This window comes from Novosphingobium sp. BAM6, assembly GCF_057784955.1.
Window position 1 is genome coordinate 20301 of sequence record NZ_JBYNTR010000013.1, and the last position, 22807, is coordinate 43107.

At 60.7% G+C, this 22807-nt stretch carries 30 protein-coding genes; 26 read left to right on the plus strand and 4 right to left on the minus strand.

Annotation, left to right across the window (positions count from 1 at the left end):
• Position 1 precedes the first annotated feature (1 nt).
• The 11 genes from AC3EC3_RS18165 (at position 2) to AC3EC3_RS18215 (ending at position 10944) form a co-directional block, all read left to right on the plus strand.
• Complete coding sequence (locus AC3EC3_RS18165; protein WP_488491008.1) at positions 2-334, plus strand: conjugal transfer protein TrbD; 333 nt, start codon at positions 2-4, stop codon at positions 332-334.
• Positions 331-2865: a VirB4 family type IV secretion/conjugal transfer ATPase gene (locus AC3EC3_RS18170; protein ID WP_488491009.1), complete on the plus strand. Its 2535-nt coding sequence runs from the start codon at positions 331-333 to the stop codon at positions 2863-2865. The genes AC3EC3_RS18165 and AC3EC3_RS18170 overlap by 4 nt, the downstream gene beginning before the upstream one ends.
• A gap of 5 nt (positions 2866-2870) precedes the next feature.
• Complete coding sequence (locus AC3EC3_RS18175; RefSeq protein ID WP_488491034.1) at positions 2871-3581, plus strand: VirB8/TrbF family protein; 711 nt, start codon at positions 2871-2873, stop codon at positions 3579-3581.
• Between the two features lie 16 nt (positions 3582-3597).
• Entirely contained in the window at positions 3598-4518 is a 921-nt protein-coding gene (trbG, locus tag AC3EC3_RS18180; protein ID WP_488491010.1) for a P-type conjugative transfer protein TrbG, read from the plus strand.
• Positions 4519-4543: 25 nt separating this feature from the next.
• Positions 4544-5407 (plus strand): SPOR domain-containing protein, encoded by an 864-nt coding sequence (locus AC3EC3_RS18185; protein WP_488491035.1) that lies wholly within the window; start codon positions 4544-4546, stop codon positions 5405-5407.
• Between the two features lie 106 nt (positions 5408-5513).
• Positions 5514-6839: a TrbI/VirB10 family protein gene (locus tag AC3EC3_RS18190; RefSeq protein ID WP_488491011.1), complete on the plus strand. Its 1326-nt coding sequence runs from the start codon at positions 5514-5516 to the stop codon at positions 6837-6839.
• A 19-nt stretch (positions 6840-6858) separates the two neighbouring features.
• Positions 6859-7641, plus strand: coding sequence for a P-type conjugative transfer protein TrbJ (gene trbJ / locus AC3EC3_RS18195; protein WP_488491012.1), 783 nt, complete (start codon positions 6859-6861; stop codon positions 7639-7641).
• A gap of 24 nt (positions 7642-7665) precedes the next feature.
• Complete coding sequence (locus AC3EC3_RS18200; RefSeq protein ID WP_488491013.1) at positions 7666-7878, plus strand: hypothetical protein; 213 nt, start codon at positions 7666-7668, stop codon at positions 7876-7878.
• 129 nt (positions 7879-8007) lie between these two features.
• Positions 8008-9804 carry a P-type conjugative transfer protein TrbL gene (trbL, locus tag AC3EC3_RS18205; protein WP_488491036.1) on the plus strand — a complete coding sequence of 599 codons (1797 nt, stop codon included), beginning with the start codon at positions 8008-8010 and terminating at the stop codon, positions 9802-9804.
• Positions 9801-10469, plus strand: a complete 669-nt coding sequence (locus tag AC3EC3_RS18210; RefSeq protein ID WP_488491014.1) for a transglycosylase SLT domain-containing protein — start codon at positions 9801-9803, stop codon at positions 10467-10469. The genes trbL and AC3EC3_RS18210 overlap by 4 nt, the downstream gene beginning before the upstream one ends.
• Positions 10470-10488: 19 nt before the next feature.
• Entirely contained in the window at positions 10489-10944 is a 456-nt protein-coding gene (locus AC3EC3_RS18215; protein WP_488491015.1) for an SGNH/GDSL hydrolase family protein, read from the plus strand.
• On the opposite strand, the gene AC3EC3_RS18220 is transcribed toward AC3EC3_RS18215, so the two are convergent.
• Complete coding sequence (locus tag AC3EC3_RS18220) at positions 10941-11141, minus strand: hypothetical protein (RefSeq protein ID WP_488491016.1); 201 nt, start codon at positions 11139-11141, stop codon at positions 10941-10943. The genes AC3EC3_RS18215 and AC3EC3_RS18220 overlap by 4 nt on opposite strands.
• Before the next feature lie 354 nt (positions 11142-11495).
• Between AC3EC3_RS18220 and AC3EC3_RS18225 the strand changes: the two genes are divergently transcribed.
• Positions 11496-12014 carry a hypothetical protein gene (locus AC3EC3_RS18225; RefSeq protein WP_488491017.1) on the plus strand — a complete coding sequence of 173 codons (519 nt, stop codon included), beginning with the start codon at positions 11496-11498 and terminating at the stop codon, positions 12012-12014.
• 84 nt (positions 12015-12098) lie between these two features.
• On the opposite strand, the gene AC3EC3_RS18230 is transcribed toward AC3EC3_RS18225, so the two are convergent.
• Positions 12099-12716, minus strand: coding sequence for a hypothetical protein (locus AC3EC3_RS18230; RefSeq protein ID WP_488491018.1), 618 nt, complete (start codon positions 12714-12716; stop codon positions 12099-12101).
• Positions 12717-12759: 43 nt separating this feature from the next.
• Between AC3EC3_RS18230 and AC3EC3_RS18235 the strand changes: the two genes are divergently transcribed.
• The 14 genes from AC3EC3_RS18235 to AC3EC3_RS18300 all read left to right on the plus strand — a co-directional run bounded on the left by AC3EC3_RS18235 (position 12760) and on the right by AC3EC3_RS18300 (position 20944).
• Positions 12760-12957 (plus strand): hypothetical protein, encoded by a 198-nt coding sequence (locus AC3EC3_RS18235; RefSeq protein ID WP_488491019.1) that lies wholly within the window; start codon positions 12760-12762, stop codon positions 12955-12957.
• 141 nt (positions 12958-13098) lie between these two features.
• Entirely contained in the window at positions 13099-13668 is a 570-nt protein-coding gene (locus AC3EC3_RS18240) for a recombinase family protein (protein ID WP_488491020.1), read from the plus strand.
• Positions 13669-13676: 8 nt separating this feature from the next.
• The gene (locus AC3EC3_RS18245) at positions 13677-14120 is read left to right on the plus strand and encodes a hypothetical protein (RefSeq protein WP_488491037.1); all 444 of its coding nucleotides are present in this window, start codon (positions 13677-13679) and stop codon (positions 14118-14120) included.
• Between the two features lie 54 nt (positions 14121-14174).
• Positions 14175-15500, plus strand: a complete 1326-nt coding sequence (locus tag AC3EC3_RS18250; RefSeq protein ID WP_488491021.1) for a KfrB domain-containing protein — start codon at positions 14175-14177, stop codon at positions 15498-15500.
• Positions 15497-15874 carry a hypothetical protein gene (locus AC3EC3_RS18255; RefSeq protein WP_488491022.1) on the plus strand — a complete coding sequence of 126 codons (378 nt, stop codon included), beginning with the start codon at positions 15497-15499 and terminating at the stop codon, positions 15872-15874. The genes AC3EC3_RS18250 and AC3EC3_RS18255 overlap by 4 nt, the downstream gene beginning before the upstream one ends.
• Positions 15875-15943: 69 nt before the next feature.
• Positions 15944-16282 carry a DUF7673 family protein gene (locus AC3EC3_RS18260; protein ID WP_488491023.1) on the plus strand — a complete coding sequence of 113 codons (339 nt, stop codon included), beginning with the start codon at positions 15944-15946 and terminating at the stop codon, positions 16280-16282.
• Positions 16283-16417: 135 nt separating this feature from the next.
• Positions 16418-16570, plus strand: a complete 153-nt coding sequence (locus AC3EC3_RS18265; protein WP_488491024.1) for a hypothetical protein — start codon at positions 16418-16420, stop codon at positions 16568-16570.
• Positions 16571-16673: 103 nt separating this feature from the next.
• Positions 16674-17369, plus strand: a complete 696-nt coding sequence (locus tag AC3EC3_RS18270) for a DNA adenine methylase (RefSeq protein WP_488491025.1) — start codon at positions 16674-16676, stop codon at positions 17367-17369.
• A complete protein-coding gene (locus AC3EC3_RS18275) occupies positions 17366-18211 on the plus strand; it encodes a GIY-YIG nuclease family protein (protein ID WP_488491026.1) in 846 nt (281 codons plus the stop codon). Before AC3EC3_RS18270 ends, AC3EC3_RS18275 begins: the two co-directional genes overlap by 4 nt.
• A 2-nt stretch (positions 18212-18213) precedes the next feature.
• Entirely contained in the window at positions 18214-18426 is a 213-nt protein-coding gene (locus AC3EC3_RS18280; RefSeq protein WP_488491027.1) for a hypothetical protein, read from the plus strand.
• 89 nt (positions 18427-18515) lie between these two features.
• Complete coding sequence (locus AC3EC3_RS18285; protein ID WP_488491028.1) at positions 18516-18974, plus strand: LexA family protein; 459 nt, start codon at positions 18516-18518, stop codon at positions 18972-18974.
• Positions 18975-18980: 6 nt separating this feature from the next.
• Positions 18981-20240: a Y-family DNA polymerase gene (locus AC3EC3_RS18290; RefSeq protein ID WP_488491029.1), complete on the plus strand. Its 1260-nt coding sequence runs from the start codon at positions 18981-18983 to the stop codon at positions 20238-20240.
• 12 nt (positions 20241-20252) lie between these two features.
• Positions 20253-20546, plus strand: coding sequence for a hypothetical protein (locus tag AC3EC3_RS18295; protein ID WP_488491030.1), 294 nt, complete (start codon positions 20253-20255; stop codon positions 20544-20546).
• Positions 20547-20653: 107 nt separating this feature from the next.
• Positions 20654-20944, plus strand: a complete 291-nt coding sequence (locus tag AC3EC3_RS18300) for a hypothetical protein (protein WP_488491031.1) — start codon at positions 20654-20656, stop codon at positions 20942-20944.
• Between the two features lie 15 nt (positions 20945-20959).
• On the opposite strand, the gene AC3EC3_RS18305 is transcribed toward AC3EC3_RS18300, so the two are convergent.
• Together AC3EC3_RS18305 and AC3EC3_RS18310 are read right to left on the minus strand one after the other, a co-directional pair.
• A complete protein-coding gene (locus AC3EC3_RS18305; RefSeq protein WP_488491032.1) occupies positions 20960-21103 on the minus strand; it encodes a hypothetical protein in 144 nt (47 codons plus the stop codon).
• A 96-nt stretch (positions 21104-21199) separates the two neighbouring features.
• Positions 21200-22807 (minus strand): DUF5710 domain-containing protein (locus tag AC3EC3_RS18310; protein WP_488491033.1); only part of this gene is annotated, 1608 nt, incomplete at its 5' end.

The following is a 22807-nucleotide window of genomic DNA, read 5'->3' on the forward strand; positions in this document are numbered from 1 at the left end:
CATGCCCCTCCGGTCTGTCCCCATCCGCCGCTCCGGTGTCCGTCCGAATTTGTTCATGGGCGGGGACCGGGAGCTTGTCATGCTCGCGGGGGTGGCGTCGGCCGGCCTGATCGGGCCGGCGATCAACGAACCCAAAGCGTGGATCGCCGGCCTATTCATCTGGTTCGGAGCGCTCTGGGCCACGCGCCTGATGGCGAAGGCCGATCCCCTGCTTCGCGGGGTCTATCTGCGGCACCGTAGATATCGCCCCTACTATCCAGCCCGCTCCACGCCCTTCCGCACCAATCAGAGAAGTCAGCAGAAGCGCTACGGCGATCCGGGGAAGTCCAAATGATCCAGACAATCGCCATAATCATCGCGCTCTTGGGGGCGCTTCTGATCCTCACGCTGTTCCTGATGGTCACGAAAAACGCCAGCAAGAGCAAGCTGGACCGCCATCGCTCCAAAGACGCCGGCCTTGCCGATCTGCTCAATTATGCCGCGATGGTCGATGACGGCGTGATCGTCGGCAAAAACGGCTCCTTCATGGCCGCGTGGCTGTATTCTGGCGACGATAATGCCAGCAGCACCGATCAACAGCGCGAAATGGTGTCGTTTCGCATCAATCAGGCTCTCGCCGGTCTGGGCAATGGTTGGATGATCCATGTGGATGCGCCGCGACGGCCCGCACCAAACTATTCGGAACGGGGTCTGTCCCACTTTCCTGATCCTATCACCGAAATGATCGATGAAGAACGTCGCCAGCTTTTTGAAGGTCTGGGGACGATGTATGAAGGTTATTTCGTCATCACCGCTACGTTCTTCCCGCCCATGCTGGCGGAGCAGAAGTTCGTGGAACTGATGTTTGATGATGATCGCGCCGCTCCGTCGCAAAAGGCTCGGACGGCCGATCTCATCGAGAAGTTCAAACGCGATCTGGTCAGCTTTGAAAGCCGTATCGGCGCGGCATTGAAGCTCACGCGGCTCAAAGGCCATTCCGTGATGAACGAGGACGGGTCCAGCGTCACGCATTGCGACCTCCTGCGCTGGCTGCAATTCTGCGCCACTGGCGTCAATCAACCTGTCATCTTGCCCTCCAACCCGATGTATCTGGATTCCATCATCGGCGGCCAAGAAATGTGGACCGGCGTTATCCCGCGCATCGGCCGCAAGTTCGTGCAGACGGTTGCGATCGACGGATTTCCCATGGAAAGCACGCCCGGCGTGCTGTCTGCCCTGTCGGAGCTTCCGACAGAATATCGCTGGTCAACGCGGTTCATCTTCATGGACACGCACGAGGCGATCAAGCACCTCGAAAAATTCCGCAAAAAATGGAGGCAGCGGGTTCGCGGCTTCTTCGATCAGGTTTTCCAGACGAATAGCGGCAAGCTCGATCAGGACGCGCTCTCGATGGTCGCGGATGCTGATAACGCCATGGCGGAAGTCAACAGCGGCATGGTCGCGCAAGGCTACTATACCTCCGTGGTCGTGCTGATGGACGAAGATCGCGCCGTGGTTGAGAACGCCGCTCGCCAGTTGGAAAAGGCGATTATCGCGATCGGCTTCGGTGCCCGGATTGAGACGATCAACAATCTGGAAGCCTTCATGGGAAGCCTTCCCGGCCACGGGGTCGAGAATGTGCGCCGACCTATCATCAACACGATGAACCTTGCCGATCTCATGCCCACTAGCACGATATGGACGGGGCAGGATTTCGCCCCGTGCCCGATGTATCCGCCCCTGTCGCCTCCGTTGATGCAGGGCGTTACGAACGGCTCCACGCCGTTCCGCCTGAACCTCCATGTGCGAGACGTAGGCCATAGCTTCATGTTTGGCCCCACGGGCGCGGGTAAGTCCACTGCGCTCGGCCTCATCGCCGCCCAGCTACGTCGTTACCAAGGCATGTCCATTTTCGCCTTCGACAAGGGTATGTCGCTCTACCCGCTCGCAAAGGCGGTGGGTGGCAAGCACTTCACCGTCGCCGGGGATGAGGAAAAGCTGGCCTTCTGCCCGCTGGCCTTCCTTGAAACCAAAGGCGATCGGGCTTGGGCAATGGAGTGGATCGATACCATCCTCGCACTCAACGGCGTCATTACAACGCCCGCGCAGCGCAATGAGATTGGCAACGCCATAGTCAACATGCACGAAAGCGGCGGGCGCACGCTCTCCGAGTTCACGATCATCATTCAGGATGAAGCAATCCGCGACGCGATGCGCCAATACACAGTTGACGGCGCGATGGGGCATCTTCTCGACGCGGAACAGGACGGGCTCTCTCTGTCGGACTTCACGGTCTTTGAGATTGAGGAGCTTCTGAATCTCGGCGAGAAATACGCCCTGCCTGTCCTGCTCTATCTGTTCCGGCGGATCGAACGAGCGCTCCGGGGCCAACCGGCGGCGATCATTCTCGATGAGGCTTGGATCATGCTGGGTCACCCAGCATTCCGCGCCAAGATCAGGGAATGGCTCAAGGTGCTTCGTAAGGCCAACTGCCTCGTCTTCATGGCGACGCAAAGCCTCTCGGACGCGGCCAATTCCGGCATTCTGGACGTGATCGTTGAATCGACCGCCACGAAAATCTTTCTCCCGAATATCTATGCTCGGGACGAAGATACGTCGCTTCTCTATCGCCGCATGGGCCTCAATCAACGCCAGATTGAAATCCTCGCAACCGCGATCCCCAAGCGCCAATATTACTACGTCTCCGAAAACGGGCGGCGTCTGTTTGAATTGGCCCTCGGCCCCGTGGCGCTGGCATTCGTCGGCGCGACCGACAAGGAATCCATTGAGACGATCAAGGGGCTGGAAGCCCGCCTTGGCCCTCGGTGGGTCAATGAATGGCTCGCCATCCGTGGCGTCACCCCCCAACTTGGAGAAGCAGCGTGAGCTTCATGGACCTGTTCCGGCGTCGTGACGCCGCGCCCCGTCCGGTGGACGAAACTAACCCTTACCTCAATGCGCAACGCACATGGAACGACCACGTTGGCGGCCTCGCTGCCTCACGGCGCATGTGGCAGTTGGTAGCGATCCTCTCCCTGTTGATCGTCCTTACGGCGGTGGGCGGGATTATCTCGATCGGGAGCCAATCGAAGTTCATCCCCTATGTGGTGAAGGTCGATACGCTGGGGGACGCGGTTGCCGCCACCCGCGCCGATCGCGCTGCTCCTGTCGATGGTCGAGTGGTGCAGGCGCAACTTGGCTCCTTCATCCAAAGCGCGCGCATGGTTACATCGGATATCGCGCTACAGCGCCAAGCGATCTTCCGCGTCTATTCCATGCTCCTACCGAACGATCCGGCGACGGGCAAAATGAATGACTGGTTGAATGGGAACCCGGCAAGCACGCCCTTTGCCCGTGCAGCCGAGAAAACCGTCACTGTCGAGATTGCGTCCGTGATCCCCCAGACCAACCAAACGTGGCAGGTCGATTGGATCGAGACGGAGCGCGATCGGCAAGGCCAGCTTCTACAGCAGCCCATGAAGATGCGCGCTCTAGTGACAGTTCGTGTCACCCCGCCATCAACCGGAACCACTGAACAGCAAATCCACGACAATCCGCTTGGCGTCTATGTCAGCGATTATTCGTGGTCGCGCACGCTTTAAAGGAGGGATTAGCAACATGAAACGGAACCTCATTCTCGCCGGTATGCTCTGCTCGATCCCGGCCGTCGCTTCCGCACAATCGGAGGCACCCACTGTCTTCAATCCTAACAACCCGACCCTGACCGAAACGCAGCGGGAGGGGCTGGCGATCTCGCAGGATTGGCAGGCTCGCAGCGCTACGGGCATGAAGCCCGTGGCCGGCGCGGAAGGTGCGGTTGTCTTTCTGTTTGGCGCAACCCAGCCTTCGCTTGTGTGCGCGGTTCTGCAAATCTGCGACGTGCAGTTGCAGCCCGGCGAGCAAGTCAATTCGATCAACGTGGGCGATAGCGCCCGCTGGTTGATCGAACCGGCAGTGTCTGGGTCTGGCACGACAGAGACACAACACCTCATCATCAAGCCGATGGACGTGGGGCTCTCGACTTCGCTGGTCGTGACGACGGATCGGCGCACCTATTACATGCGGCTGATCTCGCACCGCACTGAGTTCATGGCTCACGTCGCATTCCAGTATCCCGACGACGTGACGGCCAAATGGGCGGCCCTCAAGGCGCACAATGAAGTCGTTCGCAATGAACAGACGATCGCCGGCTCGGGCGGCTCAGGCGGCGGCGGGAATGGCCGGCCTGCGGGCGAGTATCTGTCCAACCTGAACTTCAATTACGCCGTGAAGGGCAAAGCCAGGTGGAAGCCTGTCCGCGTCTATAACGACGGCACCAAGACGATTATCGAAATGCCCAAGGCGATGGCCCAGACCGAAGCGCCCTCGCTGCTGGTGGTCCGCGCTGGCGGCTCGGTCAAGCAGGCCAAGGATACCTCGATCGTCAATTACCGCCTCCAAGAGAACCGCTATGTGGTCGATCAAATTTTTGATGAGGCGGTGCTGATCGCGGGTGTCGGCAAGCGCCAAGATCGCGTCACGATCGTTCGGGAGAACTAAGGTGCGCGCGGTCCCGATCGCTGCCGTGGCGCTGGCCCTCACGGGCTGCGCCTATACGGCGTCACGCCATGGTAGCTATGCAATCGGAGTTGCGGCTCCCGACACGCAAGCGATGGCGGCCGATTCATTGGGCGAGCTGGTCAAGCTCTATCCGCCCGCGATCTCGCGCGTGTCGATTGATCCGTCATCGTCGGGTGACGTGTTCGGGCAGGCGCTTGCCGATGGCCTCCGCAAGCGCGGCTACGCGGTTGTAGAAGCCTCAAGGAAGGATAAGGCCGATCCGCTGGCGCTACCGCTTAGCTACGTCGTGGATCAGCCTATGCAGGGCTTCTACCGCGTGACAATCCATGTCGGACAACAGTCACTCACGCGCGGGTTTTCAGCGGGGCAGGGGGGCTTTGGCCCGACTGCCGGTTGGGCGCTGGACTTGTCGGGGGCGTCCCCGGCATTGGTCGAACGTGCTACCCGTCCCGATCTGCCCGAGGACGCCGAGCAGGTTCAAGCGGAAGTGGCAGCGGTCAATGCTGGCGTGGCTGGCTCCACGCCTGTCTCCATGGTGGATGACACGCCCCCCGCGCAATATCCTACCGCCGCCTCGTCACGGGTGTCAGTGGCTCTCCCTGCAAAGGTATCGCCTGCACACCGATCGGCGTCCGCCTCCACGGGCTGGCGCGTCCAGTTTGCCGCGTTCCGCACCGAAAAGGTGGCGCGCTCATACTGGCGCACGCTCGTCCAGAAAAAGCCGGCACTTGCGGGCCTGAACCCCCGCTTTCCCCGCTCCTCACATGGCCTGACGTTTGTGCAGGCCGGTCCCTATCGAACCGTGGCTTTCGCCAAGCGGGTGTGCGGCGGTCTGAATGCCAATGCCTGCATCGTGGTCAAAGCCTGACGGGCGGATTGGAGATAAATCAATGGCAACTTCTGATCCAATGTCGCCCGAGGCTTCGCCGGGTGGAGCTACAGCCGGGGGCCGCCTGATTACCGGCGTTCGCCGGGTGAACAACTGGCCGATCTTCATCGTCGGCGCGCTGATCGTTGTCTTCCTGCTCGTCGTCATCACGGTCGTTATCGAGCGCGGCAATCAACAGCGCGTCACAACCGACGAACTGCAAAAGCCCAAGCCCGGCAAATCCTCAATGGACATGGCGAGGCAAGTGGCAGGATCGGCTGAAGGGGGCGAAGTGCCTGCCGGGGCTGGCTCTCCCTCGACCGCGCCCACGCCTCCCACCGTGCCCGGCCCGGTGCCTGTGGACGCCAACGGCGTCCCGATCGCACCTGTGAACCCTGACGCCCCGCCGGTCCCTCCCGGCGGCTCTGCGGGCAACTCTGGGCCTCCCCCGGTATCGCCCGAGTTGCAGGCGCGCCGTCAGCGCGCGGAATCGATCCGCAACGCCCGCGATCAAATGTTTACTGACGCGGTTCGCGCTCCCACAAACGTCAAGATGGCGGCGGCGCGTAGCGCGGGCTCGCCATCAATGGGGGGCCAAAACGGCGATACCGCCTCCAAGCTCGAAGCACTGCGCCAACAAATCGCGGCGGCGGCCGGGGATGCCGGCAACGCCCAAAACCTCGCCCAGCTTGCGGCATTGCAAGGCCAGATGGCCGCCAATGCTGGCGGTGGGAACGCCACGGGGCAACAGGCTGCGGGACGCGATATCAATGAATTTGCGGGGAAGGGCGGCGATCGCTGGAAGCTGGACTCCCAGCCCGAGAAGCCGCGCTCGCCATATCAGCTTACCGCTGGCTTCGTCATTCCGGGAACGCTGATCTCTGGCATCAACTCGGAACTACCGGGCCAGATTGTCGCTCAGGTCGCGCAAAACGTCTATGATAGTGCGACGGGCAAATATCTGCTCATCCCTCAAGGGGCACGCCTCGTCGGTCAATATTCCGCCACTGTTCAATATGGCCAATCGCGGGTGCTGATTGCATGGCAGAGGATCGTTTTTCCTGACGGAAAGGCCATGGATATCGGCGCGATGCCGGGCTCGGACAGCGCCGGCTATGGCGGTTTCAAAGACCAAGTGAACAACCATTATCTCCGTATCTTCGGATCGGCTCTGTTCCTGTCTGGCGTGACTGCCGGTGCGACGCTGAGCCAACCTCAATCAAATTTCGATTATAATGGCAGCAGCCGTCAAAGCGCGGGCTCCGCCCTTAGCGAAGCTCTCGGGCAGCAGCTTGGACAGGCTACGGCCATGCTGATGCAAAAGAACCTCAATGTTTCGCCAACGCTGATGATCCGGCCGGGCTTTCGGTTCAACGTCGTGGTGACAAAAGACCTAGCATTTTCAAAGCCCTATCGTGCCTTTGACTACTAACGCCAAGGAGGACTGACCAATGCGAAAGGTAATTTTAGCCGCTAAAATTGGCCTCGGCCTTGTTGCGGCGGCGGCTCCGTTTGCCACCCCGGCCTACGCTCAATTCGCCGTTATCGACGTAGCGAGCGTAAAACAGAACACCATCACGGCTTTGCAGAGCGTCGCGCAGGTCGCAAAGCAGGTCCAGCAATACCAGACGCAGCTTCAGCAATATCAAAACATGCTGCAAAACACGTTGGCTCCGGCGGCCTATGTGTGGAGCCAAGCGCAGTCCACTATCAACGGCCTGCAAAACACATCGAACATGCTGACACAGCTAACCACCCAATCGGGCGGGATAGACAGGTATCTCAACCAATTCCAGAATCCGAACTACTACCGTAGCTCGCCCTGCTTTACCGCGACGGGTTGCTCGGCCACTGATCGAGCCGCGCTCCAAAGCGCACAAAACGCTAAGCAACAGCTTATGATGGCGTCCAACGATGCCACCATTCGCGGCATCGCTACGCAGCAGGCACAACTGCAAGCTGAAGCTGCCAAGCTCGAAACGATGCAGGCGAACGCCCAAGGGGCGAATGGGCAGGCTCAGTCCCTCGGCTATGCCAACCAGTTCGCGGCAAATCAGGCCAACCAACTCATCGCGCTTCGCCAACAGCTAATGGCGCAGCAGGCGGCCGAACTTGCCGTCCAGCAAGCAGCAGACGACGAAAAGGCGATGCGAACGGCGGCATCGCAGCAGGCCCGTTCCGGCACCTATGCGAAGGGCGCGAGCGGGACTTATGGCTACACGTCGCCGAATTGATCTGAGAGGAAGGAGGGTAACGGAATGTCCTATAAGCTCATTGCTCTATTGATCGCGGTGGTGGTTGCCCTCCTTGGTCTGACGATCGCGCTTCTTACCAATAAGCCGGCCCCAGCGCCGGCTCCTGTTACTGTGCAAGCGCCACCACCCGCACCCGAGCAGCCCAAGCCCAACCCACGGGGCGGCTATTACAAGAAATCCAAGCCGGGTTCCTACGGATACACAACGCCAAAGTAAGGCGCGGCGAGGACAGTGAGGGTCAGTAAAATGGTTGTAACACGCAATAGGCTGGCCCTCCTCGGGCTCTGTGCGCTCGTGACTCTAACGGTCGCTTCTCCGGCATTGGCTCAGACAGCCGGCGGGGGCATGTTTGACGATATCCAGAGCCGATATGCAGCGGCGGCCCGTGGCTGGTCCTCTGCGATGACAAGCGCTGCAACCGTCCTATTTATGGGTCTGGCAACGATCAGCCTCGTGTGGACGATGGGGCTTATGGCTCTACGTCGCGCCGATCTCGGGGAATTTTTCTCCGAGTTCATCCGTTTCGTTATCTTCTTCGGCTTCTTCCTGTTCCTGCTCCGCAACGGCCCCGTCATTGCTGATGCTATCATTCGATCGCTTCAACAGCTTGGTTCAAATGCGGCAAGCATCGGCAATGTCACACCGGGCAGTATCGTAGATATCGGCTTTGATATCGTCTCGACCACGGTAGATCAGTCCTCCGTTTGGGAGCCGGTTGACTCGGCAGTCGGTATCTTGATCGCGTGCGTGATCCTCGTCGTGCTGGCGCTCGTTGCCGTCAATATGCTGCTCCTGCTCGTCTCCGCGTGGATTCTGGCATACGGCGGCATCTTCTTCCTTGGCTTCGGCGGCTCCCGTTGGACCTCGGATATGGCGATCAACTACTTCAAGACAGTGCTGGGCGTCGCTGCCTCGCTTATGGCGATGGTGCTGCTGGTCGGCATCGGTAAGTCGTTTGTGGACCAATATCATAGCAGTATGCAGGCCACGACGACGATCAAGGATTTGGCCGGGATGATGGTCGCCTCGGTGATTCTGCTGGCGTTGGTCAATAAGATTCCCGGAATTGTGGCCGGCATCATTACCGGAGCAAGTGTCGGCGGCGCGGCAAATGTAGGGTCATTGGGCGCTGGCGCGGCTATGACGGCGGCCGGTATGGCCGCTGCGGCGGCTGCAACCGGCGGCGCTGCCATGGCGGCCGGGGCCGCCAATGCTGCGGGCGGTGCGAGCGCCATCAGCGCCGCTTTCAAATCGGCTCAAGACAATATGGCAAGCGGCGGCGGCATGTTCTCCGGCTCTGGGGGTGGCTCCTCCTCGGGTGGCGGCGAACTCGGCCCAGATGGCGGCGGCGGGGGGGGTGGCGGCGGCTCATCCGGTGGCGGCGGCTCCCCCTTGGCTTCCGCCATGGGCGATAGTGGCGGCGGGGGCAGTAGCTCGGCAAATGACAACAGCGGAGGAGGGCAAGGCGAAGTCGCTACGTCCGGCGCTGGGTCGCCCGCCGGCTCGCCCGGCGGCGACATTGCCGGAGCCGTTGGGGAACCGGACGGCGCTGCCGCTGGATCAGCGGAAGAAGTCGTTGCCGCTACTGCGGAAGCTGGATCGGTCGCTATGGCGACGGCGGGGCAGGACGGCGGTTCCAGTGCGGCAACGGGCTCCTCCTCGGGGGGCGGTTCTTCGACCGGGGCCGGAGGTCGCGGCGGTAGTTCTGGGCGCGGCATGGCAGCAACAGCCGGCCTCTTCGCTGCCGATATGGCCGCAAACCTTGGCGGTGGGATCGCCCGCACTGCCCAAAACAAGATGGCGAGTGTTGCGGACGCGGCGCGGGCGCGGGTTGCCTCAACGGTCGGTGGACAAATCGCGGCGGAAATTCGCAACCCCGGCTCCGGCTCTGCGAATAGGGGAGGGGGGGAAGCGCTCTCGCCTGCCACGGGAGCCGGGGGGGCAGGTGCCTCCTTTGCCGGCGGCGGCTCTGACGGCGGCGCGCTCGACGGCGATGGCGGACCTTCCGAAGCGCTGGGGGCCGACGCAGGCGGTTTCGGCGGGGACTCGATCTCCGGGAGCAAGCGAGGCGCGAACCCCTCTACAGGTGTGGACGCCAGTAGCGAGGTTTCTGAGTTCGTGAACAAGGGGACAGGCCAATGATCGCGGCCGACATTCCTCCTGCCATTCAGGAACGTGTTGTCTGCTCGATCGCCGCTGCGGCCAAATACGGGGTGCCAGCTAACATCATCCTCGCAGTGGCCCAGAAGGAAGGTGGCAAGCCCGGCCAATGGGTTCGCAATCGCAATGACACCTATGACGTGGGGGCCATGCAGTTCAACACGGCCTATATTCGCACCCTCGCCCGCTACGGCATTGGGACGGCGGACGTAGAGAAAGCTGGCTGTTATTCCTACGATCTCGCGGCTTGGCGGCTGCGCGGCCACATCAAAAAGGACCGTGGCGATATCTGGACTCGGGTAGCGAACTATCACTCGCACACGCCTGTCTATAATGCCCCCTATCGAGCGGCGATCATGATCTTTGCTCGCCAATGGGGAGATTGGCTGTCAGCGCGCTTCCACACTTACGAAACGCTGACGGTCACGCCTCGCATGATGGAGGCGGTCAACGCCTCTCCTGTCTCGCAAGCGCCTATTGCCGCACCGGCCCAATCAGCCGCTCCGGTGGTTGTCGCCAGCGCCGGGCCTCGGCCTGCCTATCGAGGCTCTGCAAAGGCTTCGCATCCGTCGCCATATACGGCTCCGATCCGGGTGGGCTTCCAGCCCCCTGCATACGTCCCTCGCGCTATCTCGGTGGACGAATGACGTTGCCGGGGCGTTTTAGATGATCCTTGCTGCGGTATGCCTGATCCTTGGCGATAGCCATGCACATGCCACCGCCAACGCGGTGCGCGCTGCTCTAGGCAATCGCTGCGCGGTAGAAGCGACGGATGGGATATCCTCATCCGTCATCCTTTCCCGCACGCCAAGGTCCGCATTTAGGGCCGCAATCATCTCGGCGGGCGCGAACGATGCTACCAACCCGCGCCTTGCCAGCAATCTCGACGCGATCCGGGCCAAGCTCCACGTCGGCAAGGTTGTGTGGTTGCTACCTTATAATCGACAGGCTGCGGGAGCCGTATCGGCCATCGCGCGACGCTGGGGTGATCTGGTCATTGATCTCTCATGGGCGCGCGCGCGAAGCGACGGAGTGCATTGCCAGTCATATACCTGGGTTGCGCGATCAATCGGCCGCGCCGGTTATGTCGGGCCTTCCAATGAATCGAATGAACGCCGTTAGCGTTGGCTGCATTTCAGGTCGATCGCCGCCATAGCCAGTTGTGAAGGTGAACCGCCTTCTCGGGCGATTTCATCGTCATAGCAACGCTCTTTTTGCGTGCGCGTGTCCTTAGGCTGGACCGGCACGACATAAGCACCGTTGGGATAGACAGGCGCATTGAAGACCTGTCCTTGGGGCCGTTGCGGTCGCTGCTGCATGGTCGCCGCCTGCGAAGGCGCGCGGGCTGCGGGTTGTCCCGAAGATGATTGGGCAGCAAGCGGCGAGGCAGCGAAGAGTGCCAATGTGGTCGCAAGTGCGGCGAGCGTCTTTGATGTTACATGCGCCATAGCATTCCCTACAATAGTGATCGAATGGCTTTGTTCAAGGTCTGGCCTTGCACCCCAAACCTTAACCATAGATAAACCATGCATTAGATGCAGACCTGCTATTACAAAAAAGTATAACTAGACTGCTGCACTTGGGTTATGATGTGTCTGTCGATGCAAGAGCATCGGCAAAGCGCCGGATCAATGCTTATCCGGCAAACTTTTCAACATCATAGGAGAAATGCCATGAAGATGGCCTTCATCACCCGCGTCGGTCTTGGTCTGGCTGCGGCACTCGTCTTGTCCAGCACCTCGTTCGCGGCGGGTATCTCACCCCCCAACTACTCGTTCCTCATCAGCGGTCCCGGCAACATCATCAAGAACGGAGGTTCCGACTCTTACGGTTGCACTTGGCAATTCAACATGGTGTCCGGTCCATCGATCGGCGGCAACCCGGAGCAGGCCGCCGGGGGCACGTTGACAGGCGGTAGTGCCTCAACCGGAAATTGCACCAATTTCTCGTTCCCCAGCACCACCTATTCCATCACGTCGAGCAACGCGACGGGCGGGACTGGCGTGATCCACGGCCTGCAATTCCTGCTGAGTGGCGGCAATTATTGCTCCACTCTCGCCGATGTGCCGTTCACGGTCATCAACAACGGGACTGCACCGTCCACCTTCCAGTTCAACTACCCGACGATCGGCAACAATTGCACCTTTGTTGCCAGCATGACGACGGGGGCTGATCTGAACGTCAATCCGTAACCGACAGGCGATCGGGGGGATAATCTCCCCGATCGTCACCGCATCAACGAGTTGATCCAGCTACCCGACACGACAAAATGAGTGTCATAAAATGACGTGATCTACGTCCAAAAATGCCATCCGCTCAAAATTCCATTTCCCCCCGGTTTGGTGCGGACCTACCCAACCTTTTTGCAACAGACTCTGAAGTTTGCGGCCGTATCGACGCATCAAATCGCAATACGCATTCCAAAGTTCCGGTGTGAACCACAGTTGGAGGTCAGTTTGATGAGCATTGAGGCCGCATGGGTAACGCGACCACGTTTCAATGCCTTGCTCAAAAACACTGATAATTGGTTCGCTTCTTTTCGGCATAGGTATTGTCGAAGATAGCCTCTTCAATGCAACTAGCCGATGTGAAGTGAGTTTGCGCGACAGCCTCCCATCACGTACAAAATCAGGATTTTCATAAACAAGGAATGCTTTTATTGCATTCTCTAGCGCAAATCCGCCAAGCAAAAACATCGATCTATCAACAACATCCCATCTAAAAGCCTTCCCCCGACTGTCGCCGAACTGCAAGTACCCCCGACCCTTCTGAGAGTTCAGGCGAACACATTGCTCAAATAAATTGTCGGCAGTCATCAGCCAGTTGTGCGGGTTTGCCATTTCGGCGAACCAACGCTGATCTGATTCACCGCTCGCGGGGGGATAAAGCTTCATGCAGTGCCCTGTAGTCGGCCGTCAGGCTCAAGGAGAAAAGATTATGATTGAAGCTCGTATCATTTCGCGCACGCTGCGCCATCCCTCAGGACACATCGCGAACTGGTTTGAAATTGAAACGGTCCATGGCGACATAACTCACCGTTCTAGCGATCACGCTTATCAGACTGAAAGTGAGGCCCGCGCCGCTGCTGCGGCGAAGTACGATCGGGTCGATCCTGAACTTTACATAGAAGATTGAGCCTTCTCAAAAGCGATCCTGTTGCGCGAAGCTCCGTCTGGCGTCGGCTCCGCCCGATTTCCGCGACAATCGCTTTCTCAAACAATGTTCTCAATATAGAATCTCACGAAGCGGACTCGCCCGTGGAGTTATGAGATTGAAATGCTGATTGGATACGCGCGGGTTTCGACCTCGGATCAGGATTTGACGATGCAGACCGATGCCCTGACGGCTGCGGGCTGCTCAGAGATATTTTCTGATAAGGCCAGCGGGGCGAAGGACGATCGGCCGGGGCTCGCCAATGCCGTAAGGCACGCCCGCGCCGGAGACTGCCTCGTAGTGTGGAAGCTCGATCGGCTCGGCCGCACGATGAAAGGGCTTGTTGATCTGCTCGGCGAGCTGGGCGCGCGCAAGATCGACTTCCGATCCATGACGGATGGAATCGACACAACAACCCCGGTCGGCCGCTTCGCTTTTCACATGATGGGCGCGGTCGCCGAAATGGAGCGCGAGCTTATCAAGGAACGAACCTCGGCCGCCCTCGCTGCGCGGCGTAAGCGGGGAGGGGGAGGGGGCCGCAAGTCGGTCCTGACGCCAAAGAAAGCGGATACCGCACGCAAGCTGCTCGCTGCCGGCGATCGGCCAAAGGATGTAGCGGAAGCGATCGGCGTGTCGGTTGCCACCTTTTACCGGCATTTCCCGGCGAGCGATCGTGAAGGCGAACCGGGTTGAGATTCGTGATGCGCCCACTGCTCAACGCCGACGCGCTGGCCGAATGGGCGAGGGGTGAAGGCTTTGACGGTCTGGTGCCTTCGGAATGGCATGTGACGGTCGCGCGATGCAACGGGGGATGCCCGCTCGACTTGACCCCTCTGACGCTCAAGGCCCATTCCTCCCGCGCGGTGGTTCGCATGGGCTATTATACTGCCCTGTCGTTCCGCTCGCTGGCGCTCTCGCGACGCCACGCCACATTTCGGGAAGCTGGCGGTAGCTGGGACTATACGATCTATCGCCCACATATCAGCTTTGCGCTTCGCGACCGTCGCGATCTGGGGAGCGTCAGACCCTTCGCTGGCCCGCTCCATTTCGGGGGCGAGATAAGGGGAGGGCCTGTTCCGAAAAACATGGACAACATAGACGCCCGCGTCTATGGTCGACTGCAAAAGGAGCGCTCCACCAGATGACACAATTCGACCAGGTGCTTGCCCATGGCGCTTGAACCAATCCGATCCGTCAACGTGGCCGAACCCGATCGCGCCGATGTGCAGCGTCGGGTGATTGCAGCCGTGCAAGCCGATCCCGAACGCTTCATCGACGCCTATGTGAAGCATCCTGAATCCTTCGGCGGCCGGTATGTCTGTGCCGATCTGATGAAGGAGGTTATCCCCGAATTTGCTGCCTCCAAAGAGGCGAGGGGACGATATAATGCTGTGGTCCATAATGCGGCTGCGGTGCTTGCGGCCGAGCAATTCCGCCGGGTGGTAGCCGATAACAGCAATCCGCACAGGGACCGCGCGTTGTTCGTTACCGGGATGCCCGGAGCCGGGAAAACATCGACGGTGCAGGCGACGGCGATGGGCGAGGGCGGCAAGCTCGGTGACGATGTGCGGGTTATCTTTGAAGGCCAGCTTGTGAACGTCGCCGCCAGCACCGAAAAGGTTGGACAAGCCCTCGATGCTGGTTGCCATGTGTCGGTCGCGGCGGTCCTCCCTAGAGCAGAGCAGGCCCTAGAGTTCTCGTTCAAGCGTTTCGAGGATTATGGGCGCGGTGCCGGCATCGGCGTGATGACGCAAATACAGGAGGGAACGCCAAGCGGTCTTTCCGCGCTTTTGGATCGATTTGGTGATAAGGTGCTGATTGGCGTCTATGACGTTCGTAATCGCGAGGAGCCGGCCCGATATGTCGGACAGGCCGGAATTGAAGTGTGGAATGAGGAGCTAAGCCATGGATCGGTTCGAGACAGACTCAATGCAGAGTTCGAGCGGCGACTCGCTGCCGGCCTCGTCAGCCCAGATTGCGGGCGCCAGTTCCAAGGGCTCCCGCCATACCCCGAGCTTTTCCAAGTTCGAGGACGGGATGCTGAACGCGGTTCGGAACCTCAACCGGAACCCGACTCTGCGGGAAGAAGTCGCACGCAAAATCTCTTAAACGCAGCGAGGGGTAGCACGTTGGCCGGTTTCGCGGCTGCGGTGCCCGCTGGCCGTTCGGTCCCTGAGGGGGCCGAACGGATTGTGGTGATGAACGGAAGCCGGCTCCACGAAAAGCGCTATAGTGACGAATGGGTGGTCCAGAAGACGGACCCTCAAGGCATGTTGTCCAGTGGCGTCTATCGCCTCGACACCGCGACGCCGGCCAAGGCCGAAAACGGCGCGACATATTCCGGCCCCATCCTCCATGTCAGCCCCAAGGGCGTTTATCAGATGTATGCCGATGGCGTAGCGCGCCATGACCCAGCGAGCTTTGAGCGGGTGCCGGCGATCGGCCAAACCCTCAAGGTCGTTTACGCCAATGGTCGTGCGACGACCCCCGACCGCCCCCCCCAATCTAAGGGCCGGAAGCTATGATCGGACACATTCTCAACGGCGACTTCCTTGATGCCGAAAACCCGTTCAGCGCTGCACGCGAATATGATCTGCGCTGTCGGTTCACCAAGGAAAACGATCGCCTGCATTATGCGTGGCACCGTGCGTCCACTACGTTGCCCGGCGCGATCATCGCCGTCTTGTTGATTAAGCCGATCTACAAGTTCGCGGGTATCGATAGCGCTCTGGTCGATAAGGTGGCGCTCTGGGCTATTGCGCTGCCGGTTGTGGTGGTCATCCTTGGCCTATGGTTTGGCGTGCCGGCATATCTCCGTCGCCGTCGCCTGCTCCGGATCGCAGCGGCCGGGCAGGGGAGCCGTGCCAATCTCAGGAATGTGACGGGTCCACTCGAATAGGCGTGGACAACATAGACATTGGCGTCTATGATCGACTGCATAGTCACTCGATCGGATGGGAACGCCACGATGACGGATACCACAGATAACAATGTTCGCGCCGCGATCGGCCGGCTCGTCCGCTTGGCAAAGTCGGATACCGGGCAGTCTGCCTGTTGCGCGAACTTCCTGCTGGCATGGTGGGACGGCTCCGCATGGGGCCATTTCCCGATCTCCGATCTGTTCGGGGTAGATTTGGAAATCGCGGCCGACATGGCGACGATCTTTTCCTACCTCGCCGCTTACCCCGGCGCGATCTACGCGGACGCATGGGGCTTCCGAGAGGATATGGCCGATTTGGTCGAACTATGGCGGCCGGAAGCGGCGACCAACAAAACCCCCGCGATCGGCGATCCTGCTGAAGCATAGACGCGGGTGTCTATGTCGGATCTGCACAGTCCCATAGCTGCGGATATCTATGCTGCAGCGCCTTGGCACGGTTTGACCTGGCTGTCGGCTATCGGGGTTTCACCCACCCTCTTTCATGGCGTTAGGAGAGTTCAAATGCCCCCTTCCTATGCAATAGCGCTGTTCGTGGCGAAGATGCTGATCGGGCCTTTTGCGTTCATGCAGTTGGCCCGCATCCTTGATCCGCTTGCTGTGCGGGCGGTGCATGTCGGGATCGCTCTTGGATGGCTTCCCCCGCTCGATCGCTGACCTTCGGGGGGCGTTACGGGGGGCTGGCCCCCTGTTGAGAGGGTAGAGCGAGCCGCCGATCGGCGGCTCGATCGTAGGGAGAGGCTTCTCCCCCACGCGGATTATGAAACTGGAACAGCGGTTGGCATACAAAGGCGCGAAATCGGGACAGGGCTCTTTTCAGGCGGTCATCGCCAACATGCCCCCCCATGATACCTACATCGAAACCCATCTTGGATCGGGTGTCATTATGCGTCGGAAGCCCCCAGCGCTGCGCTCGATCGGACTGGAAATTGACCCGGAAACCTTCGCTCAATTCGGTCAGATTGAGGACGTGGAAACCTACAACGTCGATTGCCTCGCCTTCCTGCGAAACTTTGATTTCGCCTCGGCCGGCCGGGTGCTGATCTATGCCGATCCGCCCTATGTGCTGGCGACGCGGGCACAACGCGGTCCCAAATATCGCTTCGATTATACGGACACGGACCACGAGGCCCTGATCGAAACGCTGGGCGATATGCCCGCCTCGGTGATGATCTCAGGCTACCCCTCGGACCTCTATCGCCGGCTTCTTCCTGAACCGAAATGGCGCTCGCTTGGCTATCAGGTGAAAACGCGGGGCGGGCCTCGAACCGAAATGCTCTGGATGAACTATCCGGCGAACGCCGCGCATTGGGCGGACCATGCCGGCATCGATTTCACCGATCGGCAACGCATCAAGCGGAAGGCGGCGCGCTGGCAACGCATGTATCGCGATCTCCCGGCCGGCGAGCGGATGGCTGTGCTGGCCGCGATGCTGGAAGTGGATGCGGACGCATGACGCCCGGCCCGCTGCAATTTGGCAATCTCCTCGATCTCGCGGAATTGCCCCGCGCCTCGGTTCGACTGCTGCGACATCAGGACGGGCGCTATCCGGGGTTTCCTTCTCCCTATGCCCTGTGGCGCGATTATCGCGCCCGTTTCGAGGCGTATCAGGAAACGCAAGGCTTCGGCGATGCCGCGAGGCTCAATGCGCCCTATTGGGCTTCCTTCGTCGGGCTACCCGGCTCGACCGACACGCTGTTCGTCGGTCTTTACGCGGCCGAGCTGGTCGGCCCACTGCCGGCCGATCGCGGTCATCCTGTTACTGGCAAAATCGAGCCGGCCGGTAGCTGCAACCTCTATCGCCTGACGCCGATCGCGCCGCTGAGCGAATATAGCGGTCGGCTCTGGATCGAATGGGGCACCGGCTATCGGTCGTGGATTCAGCGCGGCGATCGGGTGGCGAAACCGATCGTGGAGCTTCGCCGATCCTTTAGCGAGGACGCTTTCCCCGGCTTTGCCACCCTGATCCTCAATCTCGCTCAAATCGAGACGATTCCGGCTAGCTGGATGGCAGCGCTGAGCGCGACGCGGGGAATCTACCTCCTGACGTGCCCGCGCACGCGGGAGCAATATGTGGGCATGGCCTCAGGCGCTGGCGGCTTTCTTGCCCGATGGCGCGAGTATTTTGCGACCGGCCATGGGGGCAATGTCGCGCTCAAAGCGCGTGAGGCAAGCGACTATCGCGTCTCGATCCTCGAAACCGTAGGCTCGGCCGCGACGGAAGCGGAGCTACTGGCATTGGAAGCGCGCTGGAAGGACAAGCTGCAAAGCCGCGAAATGGGCCTCAACAGGAACTAGGGATGAAGCGCCGCGATATCCTGCGCGCCGCGCGTCAATCCGCTCAAAAGGCAAAGCCGGCGGCCAGCCCGCATCCGCTGGAAGCGGCGGCGCGAATTGTCGAGCAATTTAGCCGGGGTAAGGCCCCTCTCACTGCCGCGTTGTTGGAGCGCATTGCCCTGTGCATCCGTAGCCAGCCTCGATCGGAAAGCGGGGGCGGTGAGCCCGATCGGTAACGTCACAACCGTATTGTGCGGTGAGCCATGTTGAGGCGCACAATTTTATCTGTTCGCAATTTGTTCTCGTTCGGGTTAGACGGTGTGGAATGAACGCCCGTGCTGCCTTGTTTGTCGATCGTCCGATTCCTCTCGCCGAAATGCCTGCCGATCTGCGTTTGCAGATTGTCGGTTCGGCGGCCGGCGCTGGCTTTCCGTCGCCTGCGCAAGATTGGGCTGAGGAATCGATCGACCTCGTAGAATTGCTGCGCCTCGATCGCGCTGCGAGCTTCGTGTTCCGGGTTAGCGGTAGCTCGATGGTCGACGCCGGCCTGTTCGACAATGACGTGGTTGTGGTCGATCGCGACGCCAAGCCGGTCAACGGCCGGATCGTGATCGCGATCGTTGACGGCGGATTCGTCGTCCGCCAGTTCGTTGTTCGGCAGGGTGTGCCCTACCTAGAAGCGCGCAATGCCGGCATCGGCTATCCCCAGACCGTCGCCGATGGTGACATGGGCGTGGAGATTTGGGGCGTGGTGCGGGCCTGCGTCCGCAACCTACAGGCGTGATAGATCATGTGGGCCATATGCGACATTGAGAACAGCTACGTTAGCGCTGAGAGGCTGTTTGACCCCTCGCTCCGCAACGTGCCGGTCGTGGTCCTGTCGAACAATGACGGATGCGTGGTGGCGCGAAGCGCGGAAGCGAAGGCCCTGCATATCAAGATGGGCGCGCCCGTCTTCAAAATCCGCGATGTGATCCGCCGGCATGGGGTGGTGCTTCGCTCGTCCAATTACGAACTCTATTCGGACCTCAACCGCCGCTTCAACGCGGTGATCGCCGATCATAGCGATACCGTGGAAATTTACTCGATCGATGAAAGTTTCTTCCGGCTCCCGGTCCTCGCGAACGGCCGGGGCGACGTAGAAGCCGCACACCGGGTTCGCGAGGCTATCCAACTGTCGATCGGCCTTCCGACGCGGATCGGATTGGGTCCGACCCGCACGCTAAGCAAGGTCGCGAACGCGCTGGCGAAGGCGACGGAAAAAGTCTGGCGCGGGGTCATTGACCTTCACGACACGGAATTGCGCGCCCGGATGATGGCGGAGCTAGAGCTTGGCGAAGTGTGGGGCATAGGGCCGGCGCTGGCGGCCCGATTGCGCCCGCTGGGCGTGAGGACCGCGGCCGATCTCGCGGCGCTCCCCGCCGCGGTCGCTCGCGACGTGGGGACAGTCGTTCTCGAACGCCTCGTGCGGGAATTGAATGGGATAGAATGCTCTGATTTCGCACCGGAACCGGAGCCCCTGAAAGGGACGGCGGTAACGCGCTGCTTCGGAGAGCCTGTCGGCGATCGGGAAGCTCTCCGAGAGGCGATGGTGCGGCGCGCCGTGCGCGCGACGGAGAAAATTCGCGAGCAGGGTTTGGTTGCATCCCGGCTGATCGCTTTTGCGCATGGAAGCCGCTACAAACCGAACGCGCCCTCGGCATCGCGATCGGCGCGATTGTCGCCGGCAACGCATGATCCTCGAACAATCGCCGGGCTCGCCGGCCGTCTCATGGAATCCATGTTCGAGCCCGGCGCGATCTACACAAAATGCGGGGTCATGCTGGAAGGACTGCATCCGCAAGGTGAGGCGCAAACCGATCTGTTCGCGTCGATCGATCCGAAGGCAGCACCTCTGCTCGCCGCGATCGACGGGCTCAATGGGCGGTTTGGCCGTCATACGATCAGGCTGGCGGCCGAAGGACAGGGCGAGCGGGCCTATGACACAAAGCGGGAGCGCAAGAGCCCTGCTTGGACAACCCGGATCGGAGAGATTCCGATCGCACGCTAGGGAGCGATTTCGATGGACGAACCTACCGCGACCGTCACCGGCTTGGAGGAAATAGACGGATTCCCGTTTCATTTTTTTGTGACGAAGGAACAGGCACATGCGCTCTTAGAGGCTGCTCCAAATCAAGAGATCAGGCTCAACCGTCCGCGCGAGGTAGCCTATTTTTCGGATTATGGAGTGTTCGTCCATTCCTGCGGCGATCGCGATGACGGATCGAAGTCGGCCTTTGTCGATGCCGCGCAAGTGCGCCGCGCTTTGTCGGACCTAATCGACGAGGATCGATCGGACCCGGTGTGGATCTCATAGACATTCGCGACTATGCTCGAGCAGCGCCGTCCGCGCTCGGATCTCGTCGCGCTCTAGCTAAGTTGAGCGCGGGCCGATGCCCGCTCGGGCACTGATCGGCGCCGATAATGCCCACCAGCTTTACCCGTCTGGAAGATTTCCGCGTCCATTCCATGAACCTTGGCGCGGAATGCGGAAATTGCGGCCGTCGCGGCGTGGTGAGCGGCCCGAAGCTATGGCGATGGTTTCAAATCCATCGCTGGGATACCGCGATCGACAAGGTTGGGCAGCACATGCGTTGCAGCGTGTGCCGGCGTCGGCCAACTAACCTTGCACCGACGCCGGCTGATCCATCGCTCGATTTCGGCCCGAAAACCGAAGACGAATGGCAGGCGACTATCAAGCGCCTGCGCGGGTGAACCTGCCGCCGGGCTTCATATATCGAGGTTGCGCTTTTGGATTTCGGCGGCGAGGGCGTCGGTGCGTGCCGTATCCTCGCTGTCGCAATCAATGCAGTTCCATTCCGCAATTAGCTCTTGGTCGGTCATGCTGGCCGGGTCTTTATAATCATCTGCCATCTGTCTCTCCTCTTCCTGCAACAACGCTCGAAAAGGGGTGACGGCTATCGCCAAGGGCGGCGCGGGCGACGATCGCCGCCCGCGCTGCGCGGGAAGTCATAAGCGAACACTGCGCCGCTGGGCCGGCTCATCTCCGACTGCCGGCCCCGATCGCCGCTGTTGTGGGATTTCCTCATCAAGGCGGTGCTTCGGGGCAGGCAAATCCTGCTGCGCTGATTGCACAGCTGCTTTGACCTGGCGCTCGACGCCGGCAAGACCAAGGCTGCTGTTTTGAGCGATATCGTTGAAGTCGGTAAAGCGCTTTGGATCGGCCGCCTGCTCGCCGGGAGCGAAGATCGGATGCAGGGCCTTCCCTCCCACGGCCTGCGCTGCCTCGTTCGCCTTATCCCTGCCCGGGTTGTGCCCGTAACGCTCCTGAACGCGCTGATCGTCATCCGCGCAGATAAAAATCGGCTTGTCTGGGAAGCGTTCGTTAAGGGCCTTTGCAACGGCGGGCAGATTGCCGGCATCAAAACCGGCAACCGTCGCGTGATCGACCACGCCGCTTATGGTGGTCATCGTCGCATAGCCTTCGCCGATCATCAGCCTCGGGGCTTTTTCAAGGTCGGCCAGCGTTCCATTGACGACGTGGAAACAGCCTTCCTTGTGGCTGTCCTTAGCAAAGCGCTTCGTGCCGTCCTCTTGGATATATTGCGTCGTCCAGTGCTTCCCGGTCGCATCGATCGCGGGAAGGTGGATGGTGCCATCCTGACCGTCTGTCAGCGCGCCGATCGTCGGCCCGATGCCCTTCGCGACCATATAAGGGGTTGGGGCTGCGATCTGGGCAAGCCCTGCTGCACGCTGCTGAACGCGAAGGGCCGTTGCCTCATAGGTCGCCGCCTGCTCGCGCTCGCGCGCTTGAAGCTTGGTGGCCGCCTCAGCATTGAGCCGGGCCTTCTCTTCCTCGGAAAGTGCGGTGCCGGTGTATTTCCACTTCATATCGAGATTGGTGCGAAAATTCTCGATGTGGCCGGCCGGGTGCCCGTCCAGAAATGCGCGATAGGAGCCAGTCGTCTCATTGCCCTTGTCGCCCTCGGCGGGGACGCGATGCCTTTTGCCGTCCATCATCGGATGGCCGGGGGGGACTGTCAGCCCCATGGCCTTCATCGCATCGGCAAATTCTTTCTCCGGCGTCTCCGGCTGTGCCTGCCTCGGCCGGTTTTCCGGGTTCCAACGGCTTAGTTTCGCCGGATCGCTACCCTCCGGCGCATACCACGACTTAGCGGCTGCATCCCATTTCGCGCCGGCGGCCTTGGCGACGTTGCGCTCTCCGTAGGGCACTGCAAGATACTGGCGGGCGTGATTGGCACGGTCGGTCACATCATGGCCCTCCTCTTGGCCGCTGGGGGCCGCTGGGGCCTGCTCCGGGTTCTCACGTTCAGTAGGTGCCCTTGGGGCGCTTAGGCTGGCGACGGGCGGCTCAGCGGCCTCCTGCGCCCATTTAGCGAACGGAGCCATATCCACTCCTGCGGGGACATACCATGTCTTCCCGTCCTTATCCCACTTCGCCCCTAGTTCCTTCGCCGCGTTCTTTTCGCGATAGGAGACGTTGATAGGCGTCGGCACCTCGGCGATCTGGCCGCTGGTGACAGACGCCGGCTCAATCGCCGGGGCCGGGGACTGGATCAGGCGCTCGCCCGCCTCGGCGAACGCACCGGCCAACCC